This is a genomic window from Paenibacillus lautus NBRC 15380 (assembly GCF_004000945.1).
Taxonomy (GTDB): domain Bacteria; phylum Bacillota; class Bacilli; order Paenibacillales; family Paenibacillaceae; genus Paenibacillus_AQ; species Paenibacillus_AQ lautus.
The window spans coordinates 1-20,033 of record NZ_BIMF01000042.1 but is presented as its reverse complement, the minus strand read 5'-3'; the positions used below and the strand labels follow the sequence as shown (position 1 = coordinate 20,033).

At 51.4% G+C, this 20,033-nt stretch carries 20 protein-coding genes; 12 read left to right on the top strand and 8 right to left on the bottom strand.

What is annotated here, in order from left to right; translation table 11 throughout:
• Window positions 1-42 precede the first annotated feature (42 nt).
• Window positions 43-900 carry a LysR family transcriptional regulator gene (locus PLA01S_RS31210; RefSeq protein ID WP_127596524.1) on the bottom strand — a complete coding sequence of 286 codons (858 nt, stop codon included), beginning with the start codon at window positions 898-900 and terminating at the stop codon, window positions 43-45.
• A gap of 124 nt (window positions 901-1,024) precedes the next feature.
• Between PLA01S_RS31210 and PLA01S_RS31205 the strand changes: the two genes are divergently transcribed.
• The 7 genes from PLA01S_RS31205 (at window position 1,025) to PLA01S_RS31175 (ending at window position 8,673) form a co-directional block, all read left to right on the top strand.
• Entirely contained in the window at window positions 1,025-1,936 is a 912-nt protein-coding gene (locus PLA01S_RS31205) for a DMT family transporter (RefSeq protein ID WP_127596521.1), read from the top strand.
• 232 nt (window positions 1,937-2,168) lie between these two features.
• Window positions 2,169-3,128, top strand: coding sequence for a LacI family DNA-binding transcriptional regulator (locus PLA01S_RS31200; RefSeq protein ID WP_071219137.1), 960 nt, complete (start codon window positions 2,169-2,171; stop codon window positions 3,126-3,128).
• 164 nt (window positions 3,129-3,292) lie between these two features.
• Window positions 3,293-4,555 carry an ABC transporter substrate-binding protein gene (locus PLA01S_RS31195; RefSeq protein ID WP_127596519.1) on the top strand — a complete coding sequence of 421 codons (1,263 nt, stop codon included), beginning with the start codon at window positions 3,293-3,295 and terminating at the stop codon, window positions 4,553-4,555.
• Between the two features lie 163 nt (window positions 4,556-4,718).
• Window positions 4,719-5,594: a carbohydrate ABC transporter permease gene (locus PLA01S_RS31190; RefSeq protein ID WP_100539830.1), complete on the top strand. Its 876-nt coding sequence runs from the start codon at window positions 4,719-4,721 to the stop codon at window positions 5,592-5,594.
• Window positions 5,594-6,430, top strand: coding sequence for a carbohydrate ABC transporter permease (locus PLA01S_RS31185; protein WP_100539831.1), 837 nt, complete (start codon window positions 5,594-5,596; stop codon window positions 6,428-6,430). The genes PLA01S_RS31190 and PLA01S_RS31185 overlap by 1 nt, the downstream gene beginning before the upstream one ends.
• Window positions 6,427-7,188: a polysaccharide deacetylase family protein gene (locus PLA01S_RS31180; protein WP_127596515.1), complete on the top strand. Its 762-nt coding sequence runs from the start codon at window positions 6,427-6,429 to the stop codon at window positions 7,186-7,188. Before PLA01S_RS31185 ends, PLA01S_RS31180 begins: the two co-directional genes overlap by 4 nt.
• A gap of 57 nt (window positions 7,189-7,245) precedes the next feature.
• The gene (locus PLA01S_RS31175; RefSeq protein ID WP_246059994.1) at window positions 7,246-8,673 is read left to right on the top strand and encodes a serine hydrolase domain-containing protein; all 1,428 of its coding nucleotides are present in this window, start codon (window positions 7,246-7,248) and stop codon (window positions 8,671-8,673) included.
• A 67-nt stretch (window positions 8,674-8,740) separates the two neighbouring features.
• Here PLA01S_RS31175 and pruA read toward each other — a convergent pair whose 3' ends face one another.
• Window positions 8,741-10,288, bottom strand: coding sequence for an L-glutamate gamma-semialdehyde dehydrogenase (gene pruA, locus PLA01S_RS31170; protein ID WP_127596510.1), 1,548 nt, complete (start codon window positions 10,286-10,288; stop codon window positions 8,741-8,743).
• A 202-nt stretch (window positions 10,289-10,490) separates the two neighbouring features.
• Here pruA and PLA01S_RS31165 point away from each other — a divergent pair, with 202 nt between their 5' ends.
• Complete coding sequence (locus PLA01S_RS31165) at window positions 10,491-11,411, top strand: proline dehydrogenase family protein (protein WP_127596507.1); 921 nt, start codon at window positions 10,491-10,493, stop codon at window positions 11,409-11,411.
• A gap of 60 nt (window positions 11,412-11,471) precedes the next feature.
• On the opposite strand, the gene PLA01S_RS31160 is transcribed toward PLA01S_RS31165, so the two are convergent.
• Window positions 11,472-11,714: a hypothetical protein gene (locus tag PLA01S_RS31160; protein ID WP_246059992.1), complete on the bottom strand. Its 243-nt coding sequence runs from the start codon at window positions 11,712-11,714 to the stop codon at window positions 11,472-11,474.
• Window positions 11,715-11,927: 213 nt separating this feature from the next.
• Complete coding sequence (udk, locus tag PLA01S_RS31155) at window positions 11,928-12,563, bottom strand: uridine kinase (protein WP_127596504.1); 636 nt, start codon at window positions 12,561-12,563, stop codon at window positions 11,928-11,930.
• Window positions 12,564-12,759: 196 nt separating this feature from the next.
• On the opposite strand from udk, the gene PLA01S_RS31150 reads away from it, so the two are divergent.
• The 3 genes from PLA01S_RS31150 (at window position 12,760) to comJ (ending at window position 14,253) form a co-directional block, all read left to right on the top strand.
• Entirely contained in the window at window positions 12,760-13,398 is a 639-nt protein-coding gene (locus PLA01S_RS31150; RefSeq protein WP_127596501.1) for a carbohydrate-binding family 9-like protein, read from the top strand.
• A gap of 425 nt (window positions 13,399-13,823) precedes the next feature.
• Window positions 13,824-14,069 carry a hypothetical protein gene (locus PLA01S_RS31140; RefSeq protein WP_246059991.1) on the top strand — a complete coding sequence of 82 codons (246 nt, stop codon included), beginning with the start codon at window positions 13,824-13,826 and terminating at the stop codon, window positions 14,067-14,069.
• 34 nt (window positions 14,070-14,103) lie between these two features.
• A complete protein-coding gene (gene comJ, locus PLA01S_RS31135) occupies window positions 14,104-14,253 on the top strand; it encodes a competence protein ComJ (protein WP_246059990.1) in 150 nt (49 codons plus the stop codon).
• Between the two features lie 242 nt (window positions 14,254-14,495).
• On the opposite strand, the gene PLA01S_RS31130 is transcribed toward comJ, so the two are convergent.
• The 4 genes from PLA01S_RS31130 to fabF form a co-directional block, all read right to left on the bottom strand.
• Window positions 14,496-15,611: a DUF3298 domain-containing protein gene (locus tag PLA01S_RS31130; RefSeq protein WP_174819287.1), complete on the bottom strand. Its 1,116-nt coding sequence runs from the start codon at window positions 15,609-15,611 to the stop codon at window positions 14,496-14,498.
• A 194-nt stretch (window positions 15,612-15,805) separates the two neighbouring features.
• On the bottom strand, window positions 15,806-16,687 hold the full coding sequence (gene rsiV, locus PLA01S_RS31125) for an anti-sigma-V factor RsiV (protein WP_127596498.1): 882 nt from the start codon (window positions 16,685-16,687) through the stop codon (window positions 15,806-15,808).
• Window positions 16,687-17,199 carry an RNA polymerase sigma factor SigV gene (gene sigV, locus PLA01S_RS31120; RefSeq protein WP_127596495.1) on the bottom strand — a complete coding sequence of 171 codons (513 nt, stop codon included), beginning with the start codon at window positions 17,197-17,199 and terminating at the stop codon, window positions 16,687-16,689. The genes rsiV and sigV overlap by 1 nt, the downstream gene beginning before the upstream one ends.
• 200 nt (window positions 17,200-17,399) lie before the next feature.
• Window positions 17,400-18,641, bottom strand: coding sequence for a beta-ketoacyl-ACP synthase II (gene fabF / locus PLA01S_RS31115; RefSeq protein WP_127596492.1), 1,242 nt, complete (start codon window positions 18,639-18,641; stop codon window positions 17,400-17,402).
• Between the two features lie 136 nt (window positions 18,642-18,777).
• Between fabF and PLA01S_RS31110 the strand changes: the two genes are divergently transcribed.
• Window positions 18,778-19,617 (top strand): helix-turn-helix transcriptional regulator, encoded by an 840-nt coding sequence (locus PLA01S_RS31110; RefSeq protein ID WP_127596489.1) that lies wholly within the window; start codon window positions 18,778-18,780, stop codon window positions 19,615-19,617.
• The last annotated feature ends 416 nt before the right edge of the window (window positions 19,618-20,033 follow it).

The window sequence follows — 20,033 nt, the reverse complement described above, 5'->3', positions numbered from 1 at the left end:
TTAGGGTCACGGGTTCTTTGTTTCACGTTCCGGTCGAAGTATTCATTCGGACTTCTGAAACGGCTCAATAAAATGATTAAAGGCGCTGGTGCGAAACAGGTCGCGTCGGAATATAAAATGGACCTTGGAGCTGCGGTAACGCTTGGGGATTTGGAAAGCCTGTAATTTCCCGGCATCCACCCAGTCCTTAACGGAAGAACGCGTTAGCAGCGAGATACCCAGCCCAGCGGCCACACCGCCCATGATGGCTTCCAACGTGCCAAACTCCATAATGTTCATGGGCCCCACGTTCTCTTCATGAAGCCATTGCTCCAACCGTTTACGGTGGTAGCAGCCCTTGCCAAAAAACAGCAGCGGTTTGCTAAGCAAATCGCGAAGCGCAGCCTCCGTCGGTTCCGAGATGAGGACAAGCTCCTCGTCAAAGGCCCGGATTTCGTCAAAGTCCGGGTAATCCAGAGGTCCGCTGATAAACGCCCCGTCCAGTTCATACTCGTTCAGGGCTCGGATCAAGTCAGCCCTGTGGCCTGTAATTAATGACAGTTTCACGTCAGGATATCGTCTATGATAATCCAGCATGATACCGGGAAGATGGACCGCGGCTGTTGTTTCCGATGATCCGATCCGCAGCGGACCCGACGGTTCTTCCGAGAATTTCGTCGATTTCACGGCTTCGTCAAGCAAACGCGTAATCTGATCGGCATATTTGAGCAGATTACAGCCGGCCGAAGTTAAGGCGACGCCGCGGCTGAGCCGATAGAACAGAGGCGTGTTCAGCTCGGATTCAAGCTGCCGGATTCTAGCGGTCACGTTCGATTGCACGTAACCAAGGCTGGCTGCAGCCTTGGTTATATTTCCTTCACGGGCAACAGCCTGGAATATCTTCAGATCCCCACTCTCCACCTTAGCAGCCTCCTTATAACCATCATTCACAGTGATGGCTCGAATCTAATTTAATTATTTTACATGATATGAAGGTCGGAATAAACTGAGGATACACTTGGTCAAGGAGAGGGGAATTCATGGCATGAGCAAACCGCGTATGCTGTTTCTGACGATATTTACGATGCTGGTTGCGGGACTTAACTTCCCGATCGGCAAAATGGCGCTGTCCTTCGGTTCCCCATTCGTGCTGCTGGCGATCCGGTTCGTGGGAGCGGGACTTCTGATGCTGCCCTTCATTGTAAGACGGCCCCATCCCAGGGGCAGCGCTGCGTGGCTGAAGCTGGCAACGATTGGTCTGTTTCAATCGGCACTCGTGATGAGTGGCATCTACCTGAGCATGCAGACCATTTCCTCCGGCAGTTCCTCGGTTCTGTCCTCCAGCAACCCGATCTGGTTCATCGTGTTCAGCTTCCTAATCTTCGGTATGAGGTATCGTCTTCTTCAGTGGGCGGGCGTGATCATCGGTTTTATCGGCGTATTCATTACGCAAGGCTTAGAGATGCAGATGCAGAGCGGATTCTGGTTTGCGCTGGGTGCGGGGATGGCCTGGGGCATGGCGACGCTGCTAAGTTCCCGTTGGGGCAAGGAGTTTGACGCTTGGGTCATGGCTGCCTATCAGATGCTGATCGGGGGCATCCTTCTGCTCATCGCAAGTCCGCTGCTGGAGCAGCCGCATTTTGTATGGGATTCGTCCCAGATCGTCAAGGAGCTTTTTGTTCTGGGCTGGATGATCCTGATGAGCTCGATTGCTCAGTTCGTTACCTGGTATTATGTGCTGCGCAATAGCGATCCCAATAAAGCCAACGTGTATCTGTTCCTCATTCCCGTGTTTGGCGTATTATCCGGATGGCTTATACTAGGCGAGCAGCTGCATTGGTATACCTTGGCCGGCACAGTGTGTATTGGGCTTGGCATTTATCTGGTGAATCGGCCTAGACGAGTGGATACAACAAGAGATCCATTCACGATCAAGGAGCGGTGCGGTACCGTATAAAGGGCAAGAAATCTAATATATTCGGATTTAGCAGGTCACGGCGATGGATTCGCGTGGCCTGCTTTTTGCTGTGACGACCATAGGTTTTCTAGCCTGATCAGGTATCACGACAAGCAGCGACAAGAATGATGTTACAGGGAAAATCTCGCCCCAGCAAAATAAGTAAATTTTATTAAAAATAAATCCATGTTATATTAAATTTACTAACGCCTTTGGAGAGGGGATAGGATTCATGAGTGGTTTGAAGGAAATTGCAAAGCTCGCGGATGTCTCGGTGTCTACAGTGTCCAACGTGCTGAACGGGCGCAAGAACGTGGGTCGGGAGACGAGGGAGCGGGTGCTGAGATTATGCTCGGAGCACGGCTATTTTCCGCATAAGTCAACCAAATCCGATAAAAGCAACACGATTATATTTGTCTTCAGCGACTTTGATCGCGATTATTATTTAAAGATCATCAAGGGGATCAGCCATTGCCTCACGGAGAATGGATACGACCTTATCATCTGTACGAATAAATCCAGCACCAATTTTATGCGCAGCAAATTTGCAAGCGGTACCATAAGCCTCGATCGGAACATGACGGACGAATATTTAGTCTCGGTAGCCACGCCGCAGTTCCCCGTCGTTCTCATGGACCGGATTATTGATAACGAGTACGCTAACACCAAAAGCGTGATCGTGGACAACTACCCCGTGATGTGTGAAATGGTCCAGGCCTTGGTGGATAAACAGTTTACGAATTTTGGATACATTGGCGGCTTGGAGTTTACCCTGGATCACAAGGAGCGGTTCGCCGGATTTATGGATACGCTTGCGAAGAATGGCATCGTGTTTGACCGCCGCAATTATTTTCATGGCGACTACAGCGAGGAAAGCGGATATCAGGCGGCCAAAATACTGATCCTGAGCAACGCCTTGCCTGAAGTGCTGGTCTGTGCGAACGACAATATGGCTCTGGGCGCGATCAAAGCTTTGGAAGAGAACGGCATACGGGTGCCGGAGGATATCTCGATCACCGGATTCGATAATTCGGATGCGGCGGCGATGGCCGGTTTGACCACGATTGCGATCCCGCGATATGAAAGCGGTTATTTAGCGGCGAAGGAGCTGCTCGAGATGATCAAGGGCACAACGGGCAGGGAGCCCTTTAAACTGAACGCCACCATCCAGTGGAGAAAAACGGTGAGATAAACTTTATGAATATGGCTAGTAAAATATCATAGATTTTACTAGTTTATTTACTTAGTATTTTTATGAAAACGCGTACAATTTTTATTGACATTCTAGGTAAACCGCCCTATGATGGGTTTGTAAACGTTTTACTTTATAGAGTCCTTAAGGGGGAGGCGTGTCACTTGAAGAAAGTAAAAAAGGTATTAAGCATACTGACTGCAACGGCTTTGGTTGCGACACTTGCAGCCTGTGGTGGTACATCTGACAAAGATTCTGGAGCAGCATCCGGGGGAGATGGGGGAGATAAGCTGAAGAAAATTACGCTCTTCCAATCGAAAGTAGAAATTACAGAACCTCTTGAAGCTTTGGTTAAAACCTATAAAGAAGAAACCGGCAATGAGGTTGAAGTATGGGGTGCCGCAGGTGACGCTTATTCGCAGCAGCTGGTAGCGAAGCTCAGCAGCAACCAGGGACCGACCATATTCAGCGTGGCTCCAGGGCCCGAGTCCGAGAAGCTGAAGTCCTATTTCTCCGATTTGAGCGGTGAAGAGTATGTGAAGAACATTGCGCCTGACATGGAATTGAAGGTCGATGATAAAACCGTCGGCGTTCCATACGGCGTAGAAGGTTTCGGTCTCGTGTATAACAAGGATCTGGTAGATCCGGCAAACATGAAAGACCTGGATTCCTTCACCAAGACGCTGGAGCAGCTGAAAGCTGACGGCAAGAACGGCTTGAGTTTGTCCCAGGAGGCTTACTTCTTGATCGGACACATCATCAACACGCCGTTTGCGCTTCAATCCGATCCGCTGGCCTTTATCGACCAGCTGAACAAGGGCGAAGTGAAGATGGCCGACACAAAGGAGTTCCAAGAGTGGGCGAAATTCATGGACGTGATCAAGGCCAACACCAAGAATCCGCTGGAAGTGAAATATGATAGCCAGATGGGCGACTTTGCAACGGAAAAAACAGCTATGGTGCATCAAGGCAACTGGAGTTACTCCATGCTTGCGGACTTCGGTGACTTCGGCTCCAAAGTCGGCATGATGCCGTTCCCGCTCGCCGGCAACGACAAAATCGCCGTAGGCGTGGCCAGCTACTGGGTCGTCAACAATCAGGCCGATGCTGAGGAAGTCAAAGCCGCAAACGCTTTCCTGAACTGGCTCTTTACCAGCGACAGCGGCAAGAAAGCCATCGTAGACGATTTCAAATTCATTCCGGCGTTAACGAATATTGAAGCAGGCGATCTGGATCCATTGTCTCAAGCGGTGCACGAAGCAACAACGAAGGGTGAGACGATCACTTGGGCGTTGAACTACTTCCCATCAGGAATCATCACCAATGACCTGGCTCCGGCTACGCAGGAGTACTTCATGAATCCGGGCATGACAGGTGAACAGTTCCTGCAGAAGCTGGATGAAGTGTGGGCGAAAGCATCGAAATAATCGAGGCCGAGCGACCATCATCTGATATTACAATTCCATGAAAATGAAAGCCTAGCCTCAGACGTTCTGATGATGAGCGTTAGGCTTTTGTTTTTTCTAACACGAATTCAAGGTTTGATGCCGCCTTGCGGGAATCATCCGGAACGGAAAGAAGGTATGGATTATGAGCAAAAGAAAGGATAAAGCCTGGTTTGCCCTGTTTACGGTGCCGCTTCTGTTTATTTTCACGACCGTGGTTCTCATCCCGTTCATTATCGGGATTGTGTACTCCTTCGTCAATTGGGACGGCATTCCGGCAAATCCCAAAGTATTCGTAGGGTTCGACAATTACGTTCAGCTGTTCCAGGACGACCGATTCCTGTCATCGGCTTGGCATACGGTTCAATTCACGCTGCTCGCACTGGTATGCGTCAATATTCTGGGTCTTGGCTTTGCGCTGCTGGTGACGACGAAGCTCCGCTCGAGAAATGCGGCCCGGACAATGTTCTTTATGCCCAACCTCATCGGCGGTCTGATCCTGGGCTACATCTGGCAGTTTATTTTTACGGATGCCTTCAGCTTCCTGGGCGAGAAGACCGGATTTGACAGTGTGTTCTTTAACTGGCTGCTGCATCCGCAGTTTGCGCTGTACGCGATCGTTGCGGTATTCACCTGGCAGCTGGCGGGTTATACGATGATCATCTACATCGCGGGCATCCAAGGGATTCCGGATGAATTGATGGAAGCGGCCAAGGTCGATGGCGCCAATCTGTGGCAGCGTCTCAAGAGCATCGTATTCCCGCTGTTAATGCCTTCGTTCACGATCTGCCTGTTCCTGACGCTGTCTGGTGCATTCAAAATCTATGACGTGAACCTGTCGTTGACCAAGGGCGGTCCGAGCAATGCGACGGAGATGTTTGCGATGAATATTTTCAACGAGATTTTTGCTTACGGTAATTATGGATTAGGTCAGGCGAAAGCGATCATCTTCTTCCTGATTGTTGCCGGACTCACGCTGACGCAAGTCATCATCACGAAGAGAAGAGAGGTGCAGATGTAATGAAGAAATCAGGGAAATGGCTGCTCGACATCCTGCTGTTCCTCGCTGCGCTGGTCTTCTTGTCTCCGGTCTTCATCATGCTGATTAACTCGTTCAAGGATCGTGCCGAGCTGTATGAGAATGCGCTTGCGCTGCCTTCTTCCTTCAGCTTTGAGTACTATAAATCCGCGATGGAGAAGATGAATTTCTTCACCGCTCTGGGCAACTCGCTGTATGTCACCGTCATCTCGGTGATTATCGTCATCGTGCTCGCATCCATGACGGCATGGATGCTGGTTCGGACGGATAATAAGCTGAGCAAAGTTATTTTCTTTACCTTCGTGGCGACCATGCTGATTCCGTTCCAAACGCTGATGATGCCGCTGATGCAGGTAATGGACTGGATTCGCACCAATCTGCACATTCCGATGCTCAATACCCATGAGGGTTTGATCTATATGAACGTCGGCTTCACGTCCAGTATGGCGGTATTTCTATATCACGGATTTATCAAATCCGTACCGGTTGCGCTGGAGGAGGCGGCAACGCTTGATGGCTGCTCCAAGCTGGGCGTGTTCTGGAGAATCGTGTTCCCGCTGCTGAAAAACATCAGCGTGACGATCGCGATCCTGAACGTCATCGCGCTGTGGAACGACTACCTGCTTCCATCGCTGACGCTGTCGGACAAAGGGCTGCGGACGATCCCGCTCTCGACCTTCTATTTCTTCGGAGAATTCACGATTGTGTGGAACCAGGCGATGGCCGGTCTGACGCTGACGATCATCCCGGTAGTCATTTTCTATATTTTCGCGCAGAAATACATCATTAAAGGGATTGCGGCAGGTGCGGTAAAATGAGGCGGATCATTACGAGAGCCGACGATTATGCTTCCAGCCGTTCCGCCAATGCTGCGATTACCCGGGCGGTAGAGGCCGGATTTATCAAAAATGTGTCCATCATGGCCCCCGGTCCTTATCTTGCCGAGGCCGCGGAGCTGTTGGCGCATCGCAAGGACATCTGCTTCGGCTTCCATATGACGCTGAACGCGGAGTGGGATAACGTACGCTGGGGACCTGTTGCCGCGAAGGAACAGGTTCCTTCGCTTGTCGATCGGGCCGGATATTTCTATCAGGACCCGAGCTTGTTTCAACATCATCCGCCTTCGCTGCAGGAGATCCTTATAGAGTGCCAAGCGCAGCTGGATAAACTGACCGCAGCAGGCTTCAACATTTCTTATGTCGATTCTCATATGCTGCCGGAGCGCTTCATACCCGGGCTGCAAGAAGAGCTGGACCGCTGGATTGAAGCGAAGGGACTTATCAACCATCGCTATTACTACAACTTCTTCCCGGGCGGCGTTCCGGACGGGATCGAGTCGTTTGAAAGGGTTCTGGGCGGCTTGACGGAAGACCAGTACTTCTTTCTGTCCCATCCGGCACGGTATTCGGAGGAAATGGTGCAGTGCGGCAATGCTCAAGTGGATGGGCAAGAGCTGGCGCGAGGACGCGATCAGGAGGCTTCCTTTCTTGCACGGGAAGACTTGAATGACATTAGTGAGCGACTGGGTTTTCGTGCTATACGATATGATGAAGCGTTACCATTGCCTGGTGTATAATGGAAGGGTCATGATGAATTTATCTTGTTATACAGGGAGAGGCGGAAAAGGATGAACATGAATACGGTTCAATTATTGCCAAGAAGTACCCCCGAAAACCAAGGAATCTCATCTCAGTCCATTGAACGTTTTATCGGATCGATTCAGGAGAAGCAGCTTGAACTCCACAGTTTCATGCTGGTACGGCATGGACATGTCGTAGCGGAAGGCTGGTGGAAGCCGTATCAGGCGGACAAACCGCATATGCTGTTCTCGTTAAGCAAGAGCTTTACTTCTACCGGGATCGGACTGTTGACCCAAGAGGGACAGATTGCGCTGGAGGATCGGGTGATCGGCTTCTTTCCGGAATACGCTCCTGAAGATTCCTCGCCGAATCTGTCCGCGATGACGATTCGTGATTTGCTGATCATGGGAACGGGACACGCCCAGGAGCCTGCCATGCCGTCCGATATTTGGGCAGCCGATTTTCTTAAACAAGCGGTTGAGCATGAACCCGGCACCCACTTTGTATATAACAGCGCAGCGACTTACATGCTCTCGGCGATTCTGCAGAAGGTCACCGGCATCACGCTGCTGGATTATTTGCAGCCCCGTCTGTTTGAGCCGCTCGGCATTCATGGAGCCACCTGGGAAAGCTGTCCTCAGGGGATCAACACCGGCGGATGGGGACTTAAGCTGAAGACCGAGGACATTGCCAAGTTCGGTCAGCTTTATCTTCAGAAGGGGGTGTGGGAAGGCCAGCGCCTGATTCCGGAAGCGTGGATTGAAGAGGCAACCTCCAAGCAGATATCCAACGGACCTGCGGATTCCTCTTCGGATTGGACCGAAGGGTACGGCTATCAATTCTGGATGTGCCGCCACGGGGCCTACCGCGGTGATGGCGCATTTGGGCAATATTGCGTCGTGCTGCCAGATCAGGATGCGGTGATTGCGATTACCTCCGGACTAGGAGACATGCAGGCCGTGCTGAATGAAGTGTGGGAGCATCTGCAGCCGGCGATGGGATCTGATGTGCTGCCGGCCGATACCGGAGCTGAGGCTTCTCTTACTGGAACGCTGCAAAATCTTAAGCTGGATCCGCCAAGAGATGAGGCGGCATCCCCGATCGAGAAGGACGTCTCCGGGATCGTCTATGATCTCGAAGAGAATGAGGAGAAGCTGCGTTCGTTCTCCGTTCGGTTTGAAGAAGATGGCGCGGTAATGGAGCTTACGGGGGAACACGGTGTCCATTCGATTGTCTGTGGTCGTAACGAGTGGAAGTCGGGAACCACGAAGCTGATGATGATGGGGGATAACGAATATGCTGCCTCCATGACCTGGAAGGATGAACGGACGTTGAAGCTGACCATCCGCCTGACAGAGACGCCATTCTACTTAACCACGGAATGCACCTTGGGTGAGGAAGGCATTCATCTTGCGTACTGGATGAATCAATCGTTCCAGGGCAAGGTGGTCCGGGAGATTAAGGGCAAGGTTACGGCGTGAAGCCAATAAACCAAGATACATTAAAAACCTCTCCATCGTCATGGAGAGGTTTTTTTGCATGCCGTAATTAGAATCGCTCCGACACCGCCTTTGCCTGCGTAAACAGGAGCAGGTAATCGCGCCCGCCGGCTTTGGAATCGGTCCCGGACATATTGAAGCCGCCGAACGGGTGGGTGCCCACCAAGGCGCCGGTGCATTTCCGGTTCAAATACAGGTTGCCGACATGGAAATCGCGGCGCGCCTGCTCCAGGTGCTCGCGGTTGTTCGAGATCACCGCGCCAGTCAGCCCGTAGTCAGTATTGTTGGCGAATTGGATCGCTTCGTCGAAGGAGGCGGCCTTCGTGAAGGCCACCACCGGGCCGAAGATCTCCTCTTGGGAAATACGGGCGGTGCTGGCCACGTCCGCGAAGATTGTCGGCTGTATGAAATACCCCTCCGGATCGCCAGGCAAACCGCCGAGTACCAGCGTGCCTTCACCTTTCCCGATTTCAATATAGTCCAGAATTTTACGATAGGCCTTATCGTCAATGACGGGCCCTACCTGAATCTCGGCGTGAGACGGACAGCCGATCACCAGCTTCTTGGAGCGTTCGATGACCTTCTGGAGTACGGCATCATAGACGTCCTCATGCACGATGGCTCTGGAGCAGGCGGAGCATTTCTGGCCGGAGAAGCCGAATGCCGAAGCGGTGATCGCATCCGCCGCGAGATCCAGATCCGCCTCACTGTCTACGATAATGGCGTCTTTTCCGCCCATTTCGGCGATGACGCGCTTGATCCATCGCTGCCCCGGCTGCGTCTTGGCCGCGCGTTCCTGAATCCGCAGTCCGACGTCGCGGGATCCCGTAAAGCTGATGAACCTGGTCAGCGGATGATCCACCAGATAATCGCCCACCTCCTGGCCCGGTCCCGGCAGGAAGTTGACAACGCCCGGAGGCAGGCTGACTTCTTCCAGCAGCTCCACGAATTTGGCGGCAATAACGGGCGTGGTGCTCGCTGGCTTCAGCACAACGGTGTTGCCCGAGACGATGGCCGCCGTGGTCATGCCTGCCATAATCGCGAGCGGAAAGTTCCACGGCGGAATGACGATGCCGACGCCAAGCGGGATGTAATAGAGATGGTTCTCTTCCTCCTCGTGAACCGTCAGCGGCTGGGGCGCGCTTAGACGCTGCATTTCGCGTGCATAGAATTCCATGAAATCGATCGCTTCGGCCGTATCCGCGTCCGCCTCGGCACGCGTTTTGCCGGCTTCCAGCGTCATCAGCGCGGAGAACTCGAGCTTGCGCCGCCGCATGATCGCAGCTGCCTTATACAGATATCGTGCCCGTTCGCTCGGCTTGGTGTGCTTCCACGTCTCAAAGGTACGCGCTGCCGTCTGAATAGCTTTTTCGGCAAGCTCGGTATCGGCTTGGGATACAATGCCGATGACCTGACGCTTCCGAGACGGATTGACCGATTGTGCGGTACGCTCCGTATAGATTTTGGTACCGCCGATAACCAGGGGGTACGATTGGCCAAGCTCGGCTTCGACCCCGGATAACGCCGCATCGTATAACTTGTTGTTCCACTCGTTGTTGAAGTCCATAAATGGTTCGTTCCGAAAAGGTACGCGCATGGGAGGCCCCTCCTTAACATGATATGAATCGAAGCTTAAGGTCTATGGTCCAGCTGCTGAATGCATCATGGTGGGGTGTTTAGGATCTTCTGGCGAAAAGCTCTATGTAGATATGTATGTCTTCCTGCATGCCGTCATGATTTTTGCATATGAGTTAAGATAGAGTGCATTTTGGTTTACCTTTTGCAAAGGGGGCGCACGCATGGACGGAACCGAGCTTTACCGTAAAGTGATCCTGACGGTGTCCGGTAATAAATTCGTGAAGTGGTTGTCGATCAAGTACGGCCGGAAACTGGCGGGCAGATTCATAGCCGGCGATACCTTGGATGAGGCGCTGGATGAAATTGAGAGGCTGAACGAGAAGGGCATTCTCGTCACGCTCGATCATTTGGGGGAGGGTATCACGACGCTGGATGAAGCGGCCGGGTACCGGGAGGAGTATTTGAAGCTTGTGGAAGGGATTGCCAAGCGGGGAGTGAAATCGAACGTATCGCTGAAACCGACACAGATGGGTATGGCACTGGACCCCGAGAAGGCTTACGAGAACATCAAGCTGGTGGCGAAAAAGGCGAAAGAGCACCGGAACTTCGTTCGTCTGGATATGGAGGATTCCCCGTATACCCAGGCGACGATTGACATGACGCTGCGGCTCCATCAAGAGGGGCTGACCAATGTGGGGACTGTGATGCAGGCCTACTTGTTCCGTACGGAGGAGGACGTCAAGAATTTAATGCATGCCGGTGTTAATCTGCGGTTGGTGAAGGGGGCGTACAAAGAGCCTGGAACCATTGCCTTTCAGCAGAAGCGGGAGGTTATTGACAACTATAAGAAATTGATCAAAATGCATTTGGATCAGGGCGCCTACGTCGCGATTGCTTCGCACGATGACCACATCATCGACTGGGTGAAGGTGTTTGCCGAGCAGAGCCGCATAGACAAACAGGAATTTGAGTTTCAGATGCTGTACGGGCTGCGGATGAACGATCAAGCTGCGCTTGCGCAGGACGGCTACCGCATCCGGTGTTATATGCCTTACGGAACGATGTGGTACCCGTATTTCACCCGGCGGCTGGCAGAGAAGCCGGCCAACCTGATGATGGTGCTCAAAAATATGTTCAAGTGAGCGGGGGAAAACAACCAATTGCAATGAAAGCGAGGACGGTAGCTCTTTCTAGCTGCCGTCCTAGAAGAAATAATACGCCTCCGAGCAGTTCATCAGGTAGGAACGCTCCAGCGGAAGGCTACCTAACCGCTTACGGGTGATGGAACTAGCCGCAGTTCCTGCTTTGATCGTTCCAGGGGATAAAACGTTCAGCCGAGCACGGTCAAAGCGAAATATCTCCCTACAGCCAATGAGTTCTTCACTTAATGCTGGTACTCCAGCTTTGATGACGGGTGCAAGTGCGGTCTCGATGAGTTTCCTCATGATCTACGCTCCATGTTATATGCACGGCAAAAAGGCCTGGTGAGCAGAGAACCCCCGCTCTCCAGGCCTTTTCCGTTTAGCGGTCGTTTTTAGCGGCCGCTGCCGATTCACCCCGTTCACCAACAGAAGCTTCATGGTGATATGGGTTCCCTCGTCTTCTTGATTTCTATTGAGATTTCAGCGAATACCGTGTGTTTGAATCGCAGGCTTGTCCTATTCCCCCGACAGCGTGCGATCGCCGGTCAAATATTTCTCGGTCAAGATGGAGAGCAGGCGAATGCCAACTTCATTCTCTCCGCCTTCGGGAATGATCAGGTCGGCGTATTTCTTGGAGGGCTCGATGAACGCCTCATGCATCGGCTTGACGGTTGTCAGATACTGATTATGGATCGACTGGATGGTCCGGCCGCGGTCCTCAATATCGCGTACGACCCGGCGAAGCAGGCGCACATCGGGATCGGTATCCACAAACACTTTAATGTGAAGCAGCTTGCGCAGATTCTCATCGGACAGCACATGAAGGCCTTCGATGATAACGATGTTGTTCGGCTTCAGCTCGATGGTCTGATCCGTGAAACGGGCATGAGCGGTAAAATCATACACCGGTGCGAATGCGGGTTGTCCACTTTTCAAAATGCCGAGATGTTCGACGAGCAGCTCGTTGTCAAAAGCGAACGGATGATCATAGTTAATCGCTTCGCGTTCCTCGAAACTGAGTTCCTTATGATCCTTGTAATAGTTATCCTGCGAAATAAACGTGACTTTATCTGAACCAAGTCGGTCAATGACAGAGCGGGCAACCGTCGTTTTGCCCGATCCGGTGCCGCCGGCGATACCAATTATGAGCATGGCGAATCCATAACCCTCCCTAGAGTTTGCAATTTTATTATTGTAGCACAGCATGCGCTTATTTTCACTATGGGGACATAGAGCAAAAGATGGGATTTCCCGTATGTTCTTTATTCTTACCACGGAATAGCGAACCGAATCTGTATGTCTTATCATAGAGGATAGACTACCAATTGAATTTTTCGGAGGGATGATTATGCATTATACGGCAATTTACCCATGCAAGCCCGCCCTATACATCCAGCAGGGAGAGCAGCATCAGGGGAACGTCGATTGGGACCGTTATGAAGCGGTGGCTCTAAGTGATACCGTGACCGGGCTTGCTGCGAAGGAAGCGACCGAGGTTCGCGCCTGCTGGAGCTCCGAATACTTCTATGTACGGTTTGTTTGCCGGGATTCTCATATCGTATCGGAGTATCAGCATCGGGATGATCCGCTGTATGAACAGGATGTCGTGGAACTGTTTATCGATGAAACAGGAACGGGAACGGAATATATCGAGCTTGAGGTTAGTCCGAACAATGTTATATTCGACGCCCTGATCCGTAATGATGGAGGAAAGTCGATCACAAGCAGCGATATTCATTGGGATCTTACCGGTCTTCAAACCTCGGTAGAACATGACGGTAAGGGAAATTTGATTTATGAAATTCGCATTCCTGCTGCGAACTTCAAGAACCCTCCGCAAGCGAGACGAAGCTGGAATGTGAATTTTTACCGCATTGATGAGGACACCGAAGGAAATCGGGAGTATCAGGCATGGAGCCCGACCGGTGAGGTGAATTACCATATTCCTTCGCGTTTTGGGAAGCTGGAGTTTGTCGATGTTATTTAGCATATCAATGTAAATCAGAATGCCGCATCGGTGGATTTTCATATCTGCTGGCGGCATTCTTGTGTTTATCCTCCGATAGGAGAGCGGGCTACCTCTATCCCACAATGCCTATCCCTGGTATCGAATGAGCCGATTCCGGGCATGAAATAGCTGCGCTTCAGCGGCCATAAATACCCCGGGGTGTTTTCATAAAAGAACCAAAACGAACATCTCAAGAGGGAGTTTGTCTCTTTTTTTGCATGCCGCAGGACATGTTGTTTTCATTGCTGCGTTCAATATAGTTTTTAGTAAAGGGAAGCACTCGGCTTTGAGTGAACATGCAATCAACGGAGGTTATTTTATGAATACTGTCATTGATGGACTGATGCTCGAGCTGGAGCAGCAGTTGGAGGAGAAGGTCGCCGAAGATCTTCGGGATCTGCTGGATGAGTATAAACCGTAAGGAACCCATATTTACATATGATCCGGAAGCCAAAGCGGATAGGGATTTGGTGAAGGAGATTATCACCGCAGGCATGACGCGTTCCAACGGCCGAGGAGGGTCGGGAGTCGTAGAGGTCAAGTATCTGAATGTCACCCGATTGTTCGAGGAGAAGCTGGGCATCAGCTTGCGGTTTCAGGTGGATACGGAACGCAGGCTGGCCACGATCCAGTTGGAACGGCTTAAATAGAATGTAGGTATCTAAAAAGCGAGGTGCTTTACTTATGGAGCATACGAAAATGACCCAAGAGGTGGATCTCACCATCTCGCACCACCAGATTCAAGTCCGCTCACGGGACTTTGATGAGGAGTTGTGCCAATGGGGAGAAACCAATATCAAGCAGGGCGTTGATCCCAGCCCTTCTTCTAAATGAAGACGTACCGCCTCAAGTTTCGTCTCTATACTGTAACGATTAAATTTCGTTCCCTTTTTCGCCATGAAAAATCCCCTCCCGATCGACTGCGTAAGTCCATCTTACCGATGTCCTTTTTCGCTTGTCTACCTAGAGGGGATAATACCATGTTGGAGAGGGCCTCCTTTTTATAGCATGCTGCGCTGTCCCTGCTTTGAAAGATGGTGTGCAGGAGGCGCAGACTTTGAAGTGATTGGATCCAGTTATTTTCCAGCTGTCAGCGTAATCTCGCCATGCTTGCCTTGAGCTGCTTTCAGGTTCAGAATGTCTGTCAGAAAAGCAAGCGGAACATAGACATGGCCTTTTTTCATGACAGGAGCCGAGCCCAGCGAACGTGGGGCCATTTTACCCAAAGTGTATGCATCCTTGTTCAGCTTCACCGCGCTCCAGACAGCTCCCTTGGAGATTTCTGTGGTTTTGCTCTTGCCGTTCCACTTGACATTGAATTGCAGCTGGCGCAGCACAGATACCTGAACCATGAGCTTGCCGTTTTTATCTTTGTAATAAGCGCCTGATTTCAACACGGCTGCAGCAGGCTTTATGTCGGATCCTTTACCCGGCAGCTTTACGGCAAATTCCGGTGTACCTGTGGATCCAGGGGCAATGCTGTATTTTTGGAATACGATATAGGCTTTTCCGTCCGAGACATAGAAGGATTGCTCCGCGTCTATGCCTTGAAATCCGTCTTCGTTCGCAAAGTAATGGTCTTGATCCGCGGCAATCGCCGTTTTGACCGCTTTATCCACGATGGATTTGTAATCCTTGCCGAACAGGTCTTCAAGCGTCACGCGCTGTGCTTCGGCTTCGTTCGTGAAGTTGTACGTATCCACGCGGGGATCGCCATTGTTCATCCCGATGCCTTCGGTGATGACCTTGAGGGAGATCAAGCTGTCGTCCGTGCCATCCGATGTAAGCTCATAGGTGATCGTCAACTGATAAGGGCGCATGGTATAGCCGTTCTTTTGTGCATTTGCCGCAGCCTCGGCGGCTTCCTGCTCCCATTTGGCGATATCCTTGGAAGCATGGGATTCAATAATGTCATTCAACTGGTCTTGATATTTGGTGTCAGTCAAACCTTGGAATACAGGGATCTTAATATTGGTTTTCAGCCATTTTTCCTTGGATTGCAGTGTTTTGGATGTTACCCGTTGCGGGGCAACGGTTGGAGCGGTCACCCGATTCGTGCTCGCTGCAGCTTTGGTTTCGGCATGGACATGAGCGGATGGCAGACCCGAAGCGGAGATCATGAGGATGCCCGCTAATCCGGCAGCCGCCAGGGTTTTGGTTATGGGGGTTGTGTGCTTCATTGCTTTTTTCATGATATATTACCTCCAGGTTTTTATGGTTTGAATATTTACTGTTTGTGATCTATAACGGAAAGGCAGAATCGTCTGGTGAAGCGAATCGGTCCCCTTTGTCCCTGGTCTTCTACTACTCATAATGTTTCAAAAGAAAATCTGGGGGCAGCAGGGAGCGGAAGAACGATCTGCATTCGTGGTGATGTACGGCTGATCTACCGAATGTATTCGCTGCTGACGAGCTGGTTTGCGATCGCTTCCGTTGGAATGGTAAATTCCACGACGCCCATATAGCCGGGTGCAACATCGTATTCATTAAAGCTGATGACCAGTTTGCCGTCTTGGTTGATGTAGAAGTTTTGGTCCTTGGCGATCGTTTGGAACAGATCCTCCGGTACATCGGACTCCACGCCGGGCTGCTCCACCCAGTAGATGTTGTCCGGATTATTCTGCATCTGCTGGCGCATCTGCTCCTTGATATTGTCACTGATGACCTGGATATAACGATCATCCTTGAACAGACTCGGCAGCGTGATCACCATCTGGTTCTTCTTGTCGATCGTATCGTATTTTCTGGATTCGGCAGAGCTTCCAGCAGATTCGACAATATAGCGCGAAAGTGTCAGCAGCTGTTCATTGTCGGTGATCACTTCATAACCGCTATCGAGACTCAGATGCGCGCCGCCTTCTTTATTTAGCAGGGCGACTTCGTCTTTGAAGTCCTCATACAGTTTCTTGTTTTCTTCCAGGTATTTGTTATTCAGGGTTTGCTCAAGCTCCGTATTTCCTAGGTTGGCAATGCCGGGTGTTTCGATATGCACTTCCGTGTTATCGCCTAATTCGGCATACTCACGGATGGTGATCACCTTGATGATATGGCCCAGAACCGGCACATCGGACATGGCCTGGGCGAAGGCAGGGCTGGTATTCACTCCGGCGACCAGTAGGATGCATGCAGCCGCAGCACTGGCGAGCCAGGGCAGCGCTCTATTTTTTTTTCGTCTGGTTGCTATGGTCTTGTTGACAATGGAGCTTAGTTCGTCAGGAATAGGAGTGCTCTCGTACTGCTCTTTCATCCTATTCAGCTTGTCATGCATTATCGTTGTGCCTCCTCTTGATCTTCCTCGCTTAAGTTCACCCGCAGTCTCTGTAGTCCTTGGTATAATCTCGTTTTCACCGTGCTGACATTCTCGTGGAGCACTTCGGCAATTTCGTCAATCTTCATATCTTCAAAAAACCGGAGTATGATGATGACCCGATACTTGTCGGGTAATTCCTCCAAAGATTGAGCCAGATCCAGATTCGGATAGTGATCATGGCTGCCGGGTAATATAACCTCCAGGTTCTCGTCGTCCATGACGTGGACTTTTTTCTGTTTTCTAATGAAATCCAGGGAGGTAGTTACAATAATTCGGAAAAACCAGCTTTTTAATGAACCCGTCTGCTTCAGCTTTTCCATGGATAAAAATGCTTTGTGGATCGCGTCCTGAACGATATCGAGGGCATCCTCTTTATTTCTAACGTAGCTGTATGCCAGCCGGTAGGCGCTGTTCTGATGTTCGGTTATACATTGGATAAGAAGCTTCTCAAGCTTCCGGCCGCCACTCATGTAAATATGACACTCCTTTGGGCCCGCGCGGGTAACCATCAATTGCAATTGACTTACGGAAGCAAGACGTGCGAGTCTTTCAAAAAGTTTGATTCTGCGAAAAAAATTTAAAAATTGTTTCTGTCTCATTATTCAGCCCATCCTTCCAGAATCGCAACAAGAAAAAGACCCCAGTTTTCACTGGGGTCCGGGGCTCAAGGTTACTCATGCTTATATTTCTGGATAACAATCGCCGAATTATGTCCGCCGAAGCCGAAGGAATTCGACATGCCAATCCGGAGCTCGGCGTTTCTCGCCTGGTTGGGTACATAATCCAAATCGCATGCCGGATCGGCATTCTCCAGATTGATCGTCGGTGGAATGATGCCTTCCTGCAGGGATTTTACGAGCGCAATGGCCTCCACGCCGCCGGATGCGCCCAGCATATGTCCGGTCATCGACTTGTTAGCTGTTACCGGAATGCGATACGCCTCTTCGCCAAACACCTGCTTAATGGCCGCTGTCTCCGAACGGTCACCGATGACCGTGCTTGTGGCATGAGCGCTGATGACATCCACGTCGGCCGGGGAGAGGTTCGCCTCGGTCAGGGCCAGCTTCATTGCCCGTGCCGCGCCGTTGCCGTCTTCCGGCGTGGCGACCATATGATAGGCATCCGAGCTGGCACCATATCCGATGACTTCGCCCAGAATTTCGGCGCCTCTGCCCAAGGCATGGGAAAGGGACTCCAGAACGAGGATGCCGGCACCTTCCGCCATGACGAATCCATCCCGGTCCGTATCAAACGGCCGGCTGGCCCGGCCCGGTTCATCGTTGCGGGAGGAAAGGGCGGTTGCATTTGCGAAGCTGGCCAGCGAGATATCGGTCAACGCCGCTTCGGAGCATCCCGCAATAATCACATCGGAGCGGCCCGCCTGGATGTTAAAGAAAGCCTCGCCGATCGCCGTATTGCCGATCGAACATGCGGTAACCGGCGCAAGCGTAGAGCCCAGCGCCTTGTATTTAATGCTGATGAGCGCTGCCGCCATATTGGGAATCATCATGGGAACCAGGGTAGGGCTCACCCGCTCGGGTCCTCGGGAGGACAGCGTGTCGCTCTGATTCATTAAGGTTTGAATACCGCCGATGCCAGATCCAACGTATACCCCCATCCGCTCATGATCGATCTGATCAAGATTGAGTCCCGACTGACTTATGGCTTGATCGGCCGCAGCCAAGGCAAACTGGCAGAAGCGGTCCAACCGCCGGGCTTCCTTAACGCCAAACAGCGCGTTTGCGTCAAACTCCTTCACGGCACCTGCTATTTTTACTTTCTGTTTGGATGTATCTAAAGTTTCTATATGTGTAATTCCGGACTCTCCCCGTACCAGCCGGGACCAGAACGTCTCAACATCGTGGCCCAGCGGCGATATGACGCCCATACCGGTGATAACGACTCTTTCCATGGATCAACAGCCTCCTTTAAGACTTTATAACTTGTCAATCTTAAGGTTATAATGTCACGTGTAGTATCCTATTACAAGATACCGTTTATCCTAGTATAAATACTGCTATCCTTAATAACGGAAGGAGGCCCATAAGATGAATTCTCAGGTTAAATTGCAAGCTTTATCGGCTTTCCTGAAAGGACAACGTGCCAAAATCTCGCCCGAGTCCGTCGGATTGACGCCCGGGACTAGACGGAGAACGCCGGGTTTGCGCAGGGAAGAGGTCGCCCAGCTGGCGGGTGTCAGCACCACTTGGTACACCTGGCTCGAGCAGGGACGCGACATCCAGGTGTCATCGTCCGTGCTGGACTGCGTCGCCAATGCGCTTCAGTTGAACGCGGATGAGCGCAGATATCTGTATTCTCTGGCGCTGGAGAGCGGGGCGGAGCCTTATACGGTCAAACACGAAGCGGTGCAGATCAGCCCGTCTCTGCAAAAAATCATCACCGAGCTGAAATATTGCCCCGTCATGATATCAGATCGGATGTGCAACATCGTGGGGTGGAACCGTGCGGCTGCGTACGTGTTCCTGGATTTTGACCGCATTCCGCCCGAGGAGCGGAACATGATCCGGCTGCTCTTCACCCGCAGGGAGTTTCAACGGCTGGCGGTGAATTGGGAACAGTTCGCCAGCGGCTTCTTGTCGATGTTCCGGTCCTATTACGGTCAATACGTCGAGGATGAGTGGTATGACCGTTTTCTGGAGGAGATGAAGAACGGGCACCCGGATTTCAACCGTATGTGGGAGCAGAGCCAGGTCAGTTATGCCCCGGAGGTACATCTGGAATTCCGGCATGCCAAGGCCGGGAAAATGGTATATGAACTCACGTCACTCAAAGTGTACGGAAATGATGACCTGCGGTGCAGCATCTATACGCCAGCTCCCGATACAACGACAGAAGCGAAGCTGCGGCAGCTGATGGAGGAGAAGTAGGCGGAGGGAGTGGGGGGGGGGCAGGCCGGAAATACCGATCCCGCGCCGGCATTAACTGTTCTTGAAGTAGTCAACTACTCGCTGTTCCTATCGGACTCCAGTTCCGTTATATGATGAGATCACGCCATAATTTAAACCGCAGCGGACACAAGATCCGTTATTGGGCGCATATCCGGCATTTTTATGTTGTTTTGGCGCAAATAACGGATCCTATGTCCGTTCAGTATCTAAAATGATGAATTTGTCTTAAATAGCGTATTCTGTGTCCGTTAATGCAAAAAAACACTAACTACCAGCAGGTTGCCCGACGTTCTGGTGCCGGCCATCTTGTGCAGTTGAATCGGAGTTCTCCTTGTAAGTGAAGCACTTCAAGACTGCCGGATTATCTGCGTAATCGAGAGTACCTTAAGTTGTCC

Excerpts from the sequence above, each read along its gene's own strand:
- PLA01S_RS31205 (WP_127596521.1), top strand. The coding sequence starts at position 1,025 with ATGAGCAAACCGCGTATGCTGTTTCTGACGATATTTACGATGCTGGTT.
- PLA01S_RS31200 (WP_071219137.1), top strand. The coding sequence starts at position 2,169 with ATGAGTGGTTTGAAGGAAATTGCAAAGCTCGCGGATGTCTCGGTGTCT.
- PLA01S_RS31190 (WP_100539830.1), top strand. The coding sequence starts at position 4,719 with ATGAGCAAAAGAAAGGATAAAGCCTGGTTTGCCCTGTTTACGGTGCCG.
- PLA01S_RS31185 (WP_100539831.1), top strand. The coding sequence starts at position 5,594 with ATGAAGAAATCAGGGAAATGGCTGCTCGACATCCTGCTGTTCCTCGCT.
- PLA01S_RS31180 (WP_127596515.1), top strand. The coding sequence starts at position 6,427 with ATGAGGCGGATCATTACGAGAGCCGACGATTATGCTTCCAGCCGTTCC.
- PLA01S_RS31175 (WP_246059994.1), top strand. The coding sequence starts at position 7,246 with ATGAATACGGTTCAATTATTGCCAAGAAGTACCCCCGAAAACCAAGGA.
- pruA (WP_127596510.1), bottom strand. The coding sequence starts at position 10,288 with ATGCGCGTACCTTTTCGGAACGAACCATTTATGGACTTCAACAACGAG.
- PLA01S_RS31165 (WP_127596507.1), top strand. The coding sequence starts at position 10,491 with ATGGACGGAACCGAGCTTTACCGTAAAGTGATCCTGACGGTGTCCGGT.
- PLA01S_RS31160 (WP_246059992.1), bottom strand. The coding sequence starts at position 11,714 with ATGAGGAAACTCATCGAGACCGCACTTGCACCCGTCATCAAAGCTGGA.
- udk (WP_127596504.1), bottom strand. The coding sequence starts at position 12,563 with ATGCTCATAATTGGTATCGCCGGCGGCACCGGATCGGGCAAAACGACG.
- PLA01S_RS31150 (WP_127596501.1), top strand. The coding sequence starts at position 12,760 with ATGCATTATACGGCAATTTACCCATGCAAGCCCGCCCTATACATCCAG.
- PLA01S_RS31140 (WP_246059991.1), top strand. The coding sequence starts at position 13,824 with ATGAGTATAAACCGTAAGGAACCCATATTTACATATGATCCGGAAGCC.
- comJ (WP_246059990.1), top strand. The coding sequence starts at position 14,104 with ATGGAGCATACGAAAATGACCCAAGAGGTGGATCTCACCATCTCGCAC.
- PLA01S_RS31130 (WP_174819287.1), bottom strand. The coding sequence starts at position 15,611 with ATGAAAAAAGCAATGAAGCACACAACCCCCATAACCAAAACCCTGGCG.
- rsiV (WP_127596498.1), bottom strand. The coding sequence starts at position 16,687 with ATGCATGACAAGCTGAATAGGATGAAAGAGCAGTACGAGAGCACTCCT.
- sigV (WP_127596495.1), bottom strand. The coding sequence starts at position 17,199 with ATGAGTGGCGGCCGGAAGCTTGAGAAGCTTCTTATCCAATGTATAACC.
- fabF (WP_127596492.1), bottom strand. The coding sequence starts at position 18,641 with ATGGAAAGAGTCGTTATCACCGGTATGGGCGTCATATCGCCGCTGGGC.
- PLA01S_RS31110 (WP_127596489.1), top strand. The coding sequence starts at position 18,778 with ATGAATTCTCAGGTTAAATTGCAAGCTTTATCGGCTTTCCTGAAAGGA.